This window comes from Microcystis wesenbergii FACHB-1317 (genome assembly GCF_014696875.1).
GTDB lineage: Bacteria > Cyanobacteriota > Cyanobacteriia > Cyanobacteriales > Microcystaceae > Microcystis > Microcystis wesenbergii_A.
This window is the reverse complement of record NZ_JACJQV010000110.1, coordinates 1-5880: the sequence shown is the minus strand read 5'-3', so window position 1 is coordinate 5880 and position 5880 is coordinate 1. Positions and strand designations below refer to the sequence as shown.

Genomic DNA, 5880 nt, shown 5'->3' with positions numbered 1-5880 from the left:
GAAAAATAGGTTGTAATGGGAGACTCTTTGTTTTCCTAGACAAAAATAATTACTTTTTCAAAAAAACACTTTTCTATTTTTTTGTTGGGTATTTTATTCTCTGGAAGTCCCTAATCAAGGGTTGCGCTTGCTTTGGTTTAACCTGAGCAGCTTAGCTTTTGCTGCGCTTTTTTCCGGCTTGAGATTTTGAGTTTTACGGCAACTGCTTGAGTTTTTTTTGAATTACCCCTTGACAATCAAGACAGTCGCTACGTTCATCTTATATTTAATTCCACCCACCCACTTAATTGAGCAAGTCAGGGGAAACCCCGACTTTTAAAGCTGGGCTCTCTCTGACCGCAACATTCATCTATTATGGTGACAGCGTTTCTCATCAAGATAAAGTATGACGGCGTTCCCTCAAACCAGAGACTTCCTACCTTACCATTAAGATAACTGCTCTCGCTCAAAAACAACCCCTAACCTCTCGGCCAGGAGTTATGAATCAAGGTAGTTGTTTGGTCAAAATTAAAGATAGAGATGAGTTGAAAAACTAGGCAAGAGAAGCTACACCCATGTCCACTACAGCATTGCGTAAAACGGTGATTTGTTGGGTGAGGACGATATTCGCCTTGCGAGTCATTTTGTAGTTAGCGGGGACGGGAACCACAGTTCCTTCCTTGATCATTTCCGCTAATTGATACCAGAAAGCCAGTTTGGTGTTAAGACTGGGAATACCGTAGGAGCGGGTAATCGGATTGCTGATTTTTTATAATCAGCCTCACAGGTGATTGTTCATTTAATTTAGAGACTTGCTTACTGCCTTATCTCTTTACCAGCCCATTATGTAACAAAAAATTTAGAATTGCAAATAATTGTTACAAATACTTGACTTAAGATATTTCTATGGTGACAGAAACACAGATCAAAGAAAAAGCACTAGAGTTAGGTTTCCATGGAGTCGGTATTGCCTCTGTGGACAGCCAAGACTCGGCGGTATCCCATCTAAAAAGCTGGTTAGAGCGGGGTGATCACGCTGATATGGATTGGATGACTAACCCGAAACGACAGGATATCAAAACTCTTTGGCCGGAAGTGCGATCGCTAATTTGTCTCGCCCTTAACTACTACACCCCCCAGCAACATAGTCAAGAGCAAAACCATGGCAAAATTTCCCGTTATGCTTGGGGACGGGATTATCACAAAGTATTAAGTAAAAAATTAAAAGCCCTCAGTCAATGGTTAGAAAGTCAGGGGGAGCAAATTCAAACCCGTTACTATGTGGATACTGGACCAGTACAAGATAAAGTCTGGGCCCAAAGAGCAGGAATCGGCTGGATTGCCAAGAATGGTAACTTAATTACCCGTAATTACGGCAGTTGGGTCTTTTTAGGAGAAATATTGACCAATTTACCTTTAGAACCCGATCGACCCCATAGCGCCCATTGTGGCACCTGTAGCCGTTGTTTAAGCGCTTGTCCGACCCAAGCAATAGTTAGTCCCTATGTGGTGGATGCTAATCGCTGTATTGCCTACCATACCATCGAAAATCGTGCTGTAACTTTGCCTACAGAAATTGCCAAGAATTTACAAGGTTGGGTAGCTGGCTGCGATATCTGTCAAGATGTCTGTCCTTGGAATCAACGTTTTGCTCAAGTTACCGACGTGGAGGATTTTCAACCTCGTCCCGAAAACCTCTCGCCAAAGTTGGAGGAATTAGCTAATCTAACTATAGAGGAGTGGGATCGTCGTTTCATCTCGTCGGCCCTGCGTCGAATCAAACCCCAGCAGTGGCGACGTAATGCCCAAGCTAATTTAGCTCATTCCCCTAACCCCGCACAAGATGACAATTAAAGTAGTCGTGTTCGATTTTGATGGTACTATCGCCGATACCCACGATACTTTCGTGGAGATTGTCAATCGTTTGGCTAAAAATTTTGGTTATCAACCCGTCAACGAGGAAGATTTGGCCAGACTAAAAAACCTTAGTTCCCAAGAAATTATTAAACAATCCCAAGTTTCCCCCGTTAAAATCCCTTTTTTACTCTATCGAGTTAAACGGGAATTAAATAAACAAATTGAATGTCTGAAACCCTTTCATGGCTGGGATCACTGCCTAATCGCTCTTAAAGAAAGAGGCTATAGATTGGGAATAATAACTTCTAATACCAAAGAAAACGTCACCATCTTTTTAGCCAATAATCAACTCTTAAATTTATTTGATTTTATCTATTCGGGAACGCCTTTATTCGGCAAACACAAAATTATCGATCGCCTGATCCGACAAAATAAATTCTGTCCCGATGAAATGATTTATGTCGGCGATGAAACTAGAGATATTACTGCTGCCCAAAAAAGTCAAGTGCAAGTGGTGGCCGTCGCTTGGGGCTTTAATTCCCCTCAAATTCTCACTCAATTTAACCCCGATCATCTCATTCACCATCCCCTAGAATTATTGGATATTTTAGATAGGGCTGGCTGAAAAAGTTTTTCCCGGGAGCATGGACATTTGTACTAGAATATCCAACACTCAGTTTAAATATAGACTTCGATCGATGGGGGCAGAGAGACTCGAACTCTCACGAGCTTATAAGGCTCAACGGATTTTAAGTCCGTAGCGTCTACCATTCCGCCACGCCCCCGTTATTTAACCGACAATTTTTTATCATATCACAAATAATTTAATTAGCAAGAGTATTTTCAGTAATTATTTTAGCCCGCCAATTCGATCGCCGCAAAGGGGGAAAGACAAGGTAAAATAATCAGCAGGTGAATTGCAGTTCACCGACAGCCATTGATAAAAATCAATCCTTATGCAATCAATTCTGACGCAAGAAACCATTATCATCGCCCTGATCTACCTATCTCTCAGTGTCTTGTATTTGCTCGTCATTCCCGCCGTTATCTACTACTACCTCAATACGCGCTGGTATGTGGCATCTTCTTGGGAAAGAGGGTTTATGTACTTTCTGATGAGCTTTTTCTTCCCCGGGATGCTGTTGTTAAGTCCTTTTCTTAACTTCCGTCCCCAACGTCGTACCCTAAAAGCTTAAGTTATCACCAAAAAAACCCATGAGACGCATTGATGTCATCGGGATCGGTATAGGGATGTTTGCTGTGGGCGGCATCCTCTACATTATCCTGCAAAAAACTGGTTTAGATAGTGCTTCGGCGGGAATTTGGAGTCAAGCGGTGTTGGTGGGTGGTGTCATCGGTTGGATTTTTACCTATCTGTTTCGAGTCGCCACCGATAATATGACCTACGGCAAACAGCGCAAGGATTACGAAGATGCCGTCTTTAAAAAACGTCTGGAAGCGATGACTCCCGAAGAAATCGCCCAAATGCAGCGGGAGATTGAAGAAGAAAAAGCTAAATAGACGGATGAAACCCGATAAAATCATCATCGGTTGGCGAGAATGGCTCGATTTACCTGATTTAGGCATTACCAAAATTAAAGCCAAGATTGATACAGGCGCTCGCTCCTCGGCCCTACACGCTTTTCATCTGCATCCTTTTCAAGATGGCGATCGCAATTGGCTGCGCTTTCAAGTTCATCCCTACCAAAAAGATAGTCACCACACTGTCACCACCACCGCAGAAATCCTCGAATGGCGACAGGTAAAAAATTCCGGTGGTCAAAGTCAACTACGTCCGGTTATTAGAACAAGTGTATTACTTGGTGGTCGTCAATGGCCGATCGAATTAACCTTGACTAATCGCGATGTCATGGGTTTTCGGATGTTATTAGGACGAGAGGCCCTAAAAAAAGGCTTTCTTGTCCATCCGAATAGGTCTTTTTTGCTGAGTTAAGTTATATTTAAAGCCATCAGTTTTGCATCAGTTATCAGTTATCAGTTATCAGTTATCAGATGTGAGTTTTTAGTTCACTGTTTACTGTTTACTGAAAAGGCTCCGCTGCTCTCCTATCCCTTTTAAACAAGATTTAGTATTAGATGCCCATAATATTGATTCTCTCTCAGATTCTTTAGGAATGTCTCTCGACATTCTTAATAATTTCAGGTGTATTATTATCTATCTAAATTCTTGGAGCTTGTTGCTGTATAATTGTGATGACGGGAGCATCTCACTTTGGCCATAAATAGAAATACTTAATAAGATCAATAAAAAGTTAAAAAAGAGAACCATTCAGATAGGCACAACGATGACGAAGGACTTGCGGTACATTGCCAGAATTCCAACTCGCACCAGTAATTTTGAGACGAAAACCAATTTGTTTCACTTGAGATGACCCGGAGCCAGAACCAAGAGAAATCTCCTCTTTCTGAAAATAATCATAATTGATAATTCGATGTTTATGCTTGTTCAAATAAATGATAAAATTCTCAACTTTTGAACCTGAGCATCCCTCAACACATGAGATAGAATCTTTTACTTTACCTTGCCAGAGAAGAGACTTGACCTCCTCTATTACCTGGAATGACTCCCCAACTTTATAGAATCCATTTGGTATCTTAGGATACAGCTAATCGTCGTAGTAGAAGTCGAAGAAAACAGAGATGAATTTTGGTAGTGGAGTGTTCTAAAGTGCGCTCAAAATTTTTGACTAAAGATTTGCAGCGTTCCATCCAAGAATTACTTCTTTCAATCACCCATCGAGTTTTTACAGGTACGAATCCTGAGCAACCCTTCTCCGCTTTTTCGGTTTTTGACGGTTTTGGAGACAGTTCCAACTGAATTTTAGTCATTATCTCTGGATAGACCTTAACCAACTCTTTCTCTATTTTGTCAGGATGATAACCATTATCTAACAAGAATAGTCGTCTTATACCATTTTTCATAAGTAATGACAGAGATGGTTAATCGCCCTAACCCCCCACCCCCCCAACCCCCCCGACGTCGGGGGGGCAAGGGGTAGGGCTGTTTCATTCTCCCATCAGAATATCAAAAGTAAAAGCGATCACTGTCAGGTAAAATGAGAAGTGAACGCGAACTTTTGAAAGATATGTTGAGCTTAATAGAAAAACTGAAACAAGTCAAGGACTTTCGGAAAGATCAAGGAAAAAGACACCCTTTATGGATAGTATTAGTAGTAATAATACTGGGAACAATGCTAGGATACTCAGGTTATAGAGAGCTAGGAGAGTTTGCTAAAAATAATCGGCACAGGCTCAGTCAAGAATTTAACATAATTCCAGAAAGAGTCCCATCCTATTCAACAATTAGAAGGGTAATGATGGGAGTTGACTGGCAGAGTTTGTTAAAAATGTTTAATGAATGGGCATTAGAAGAATATGGACAAAGAAGTGATATAAATTGGCTAGACATAGATGGAAAAAGTCTCAAAAACACTCTAAAGAATCCTAACAATGAACAACAAAATTTTATTATGTTTGTCTCATTGTTTAGTCAAGAAAGTGGCTTGGTATTACACTTAAAAAGAATTGAAAACAAAAAAGGGTCTGAAATCGACGAAGGGCAAGCTATAATTGAGGATTGCACTCTCCAAAATAAAGTTTTTACTGGCGATGCTTTACACTGTCAGAAGAAAACAATCAGCTTAATAGCCAAGACTAAAAATGATTATGTTATCACAGTTAAAGGAAATCAGAAAAATCTTTATCAGCGAATACAAGACCTGAGTAATTCCTCAAAGCCAGAAAGTTGTTTTCTTGAACAAGATAATAGTCATGGTCGAAAAATATCCAGAAAAATAGAAGTTTTTAAAGTGAGGAAAAATGAAAGACAAGGATTTGAAAATCTGCGAAGAGTTATTAAAGTAGAAAGAAGGGGTAGTCGCGGGGATAAAACCTATGAAGAAACAGCTTACTATATCAGTAGCCTAACTGAATCCGCCCAAGTATTTGCTAAAATTATTCGAGGACATTGGAAAATAGAAAATCAGTTACATTGGGTAAAAGATGTAATTTTTGAGGAAGATA

At 40.3% G+C, this 5880-nt stretch carries 8 protein-coding genes, 1 tRNA gene and 1 pseudogene; 6 read left to right on the top strand and 4 right to left on the bottom strand.

Annotated elements, in window-relative coordinates:
• Positions 1–532: 532 nt before the first annotated feature.
• Complete coding sequence (locus H6F92_RS08020) at positions 533–733, bottom strand: orange carotenoid protein N-terminal domain-containing protein (protein ID WP_416338798.1); 201 nt, start codon at positions 731–733, stop codon at positions 533–535.
• 152 nt (positions 734–885) lie between these two features.
• On the opposite strand from H6F92_RS08020, the gene queG reads away from it, so the two are divergent.
• On the top strand, positions 886–1833 hold the full coding sequence (gene queG, locus H6F92_RS08015) for a tRNA epoxyqueuosine(34) reductase QueG (RefSeq protein ID WP_190357452.1): 948 nt from the start codon (positions 886–888) through the stop codon (positions 1831–1833).
• On the top strand, positions 1823–2461 hold the full coding sequence (locus tag H6F92_RS08010) for an HAD-IA family hydrolase (RefSeq protein WP_190357451.1): 639 nt from the start codon (positions 1823–1825) through the stop codon (positions 2459–2461). The genes queG and H6F92_RS08010 overlap by 11 nt, the downstream gene beginning before the upstream one ends.
• Positions 2462–2535: 74 nt before the next feature.
• On the opposite strand, the gene H6F92_RS08005 is transcribed toward H6F92_RS08010, so the two are convergent.
• Positions 2536–2621 (bottom strand) — tRNA-Leu (locus tag H6F92_RS08005).
• Positions 2622–2792: 171 nt separating this feature from the next.
• Here H6F92_RS08005 and ndhL point away from each other — a divergent pair.
• Genes ndhL through H6F92_RS07990 form a run of 3 tightly spaced genes read left to right on the top strand, consistent with a single transcriptional unit; the run spans position 2793 to position 3790 of the window.
• Positions 2793–3032 (top strand): NAD(P)H-quinone oxidoreductase subunit L, encoded by a 240-nt coding sequence (gene ndhL / locus H6F92_RS08000; RefSeq protein WP_002732218.1) that lies wholly within the window; start codon positions 2793–2795, stop codon positions 3030–3032.
• Between the two features lie 19 nt (positions 3033–3051).
• Entirely contained in the window at positions 3052–3357 is a 306-nt protein-coding gene (locus H6F92_RS07995) for a DUF3007 family protein (RefSeq protein ID WP_190357450.1), read from the top strand.
• Between the two features lie 4 nt (positions 3358–3361).
• Positions 3362–3790 (top strand): ATP-dependent zinc protease family protein, encoded by a 429-nt coding sequence (locus tag H6F92_RS07990; RefSeq protein ID WP_149107642.1) that lies wholly within the window; start codon positions 3362–3364, stop codon positions 3788–3790.
• 319 nt (positions 3791–4109) lie between these two features.
• Here H6F92_RS07990 and H6F92_RS07985 read toward each other — a convergent pair.
• Positions 4110–4436: pseudogene (locus tag H6F92_RS07985) on the bottom strand (ISKra4 family transposase); the annotation flags it as partial.
• Between the two features lie 16 nt (positions 4437–4452).
• Positions 4453–4779, bottom strand: a complete 327-nt coding sequence (locus H6F92_RS07980; protein ID WP_242030052.1) for a transposase — start codon at positions 4777–4779, stop codon at positions 4453–4455.
• A gap of 164 nt (positions 4780–4943) precedes the next feature.
• On the opposite strand from H6F92_RS07980, the gene H6F92_RS07975 reads away from it, so the two are divergent.
• The coding region (locus H6F92_RS07975) for an ISAs1 family transposase (RefSeq protein ID WP_190356434.1) at positions 4944–5880 on the top strand (937 nt) is incomplete at its 3' end.

Coding starts and splice junctions, on each gene's coding strand:
- queG (WP_190357452.1), top strand. CDS start 886: ATGGTGACAGAAACACAGATCAAAGAAAAAGCACTAGAGTTAGGTTTC.
- H6F92_RS08010 (WP_190357451.1), top strand. CDS start 1,823: ATGACAATTAAAGTAGTCGTGTTCGATTTTGATGGTACTATCGCCGAT.
- ndhL (WP_002732218.1), top strand. CDS start 2,793: ATGCAATCAATTCTGACGCAAGAAACCATTATCATCGCCCTGATCTAC.
- H6F92_RS07995 (WP_190357450.1), top strand. CDS start 3,052: ATGAGACGCATTGATGTCATCGGGATCGGTATAGGGATGTTTGCTGTG.
- H6F92_RS07990 (WP_149107642.1), top strand. CDS start 3,362: ATGAAACCCGATAAAATCATCATCGGTTGGCGAGAATGGCTCGATTTA.
- H6F92_RS07980 (WP_242030052.1), bottom strand. CDS start 4,779: ATGAAAAATGGTATAAGACGACTATTCTTGTTAGATAATGGTTATCAT.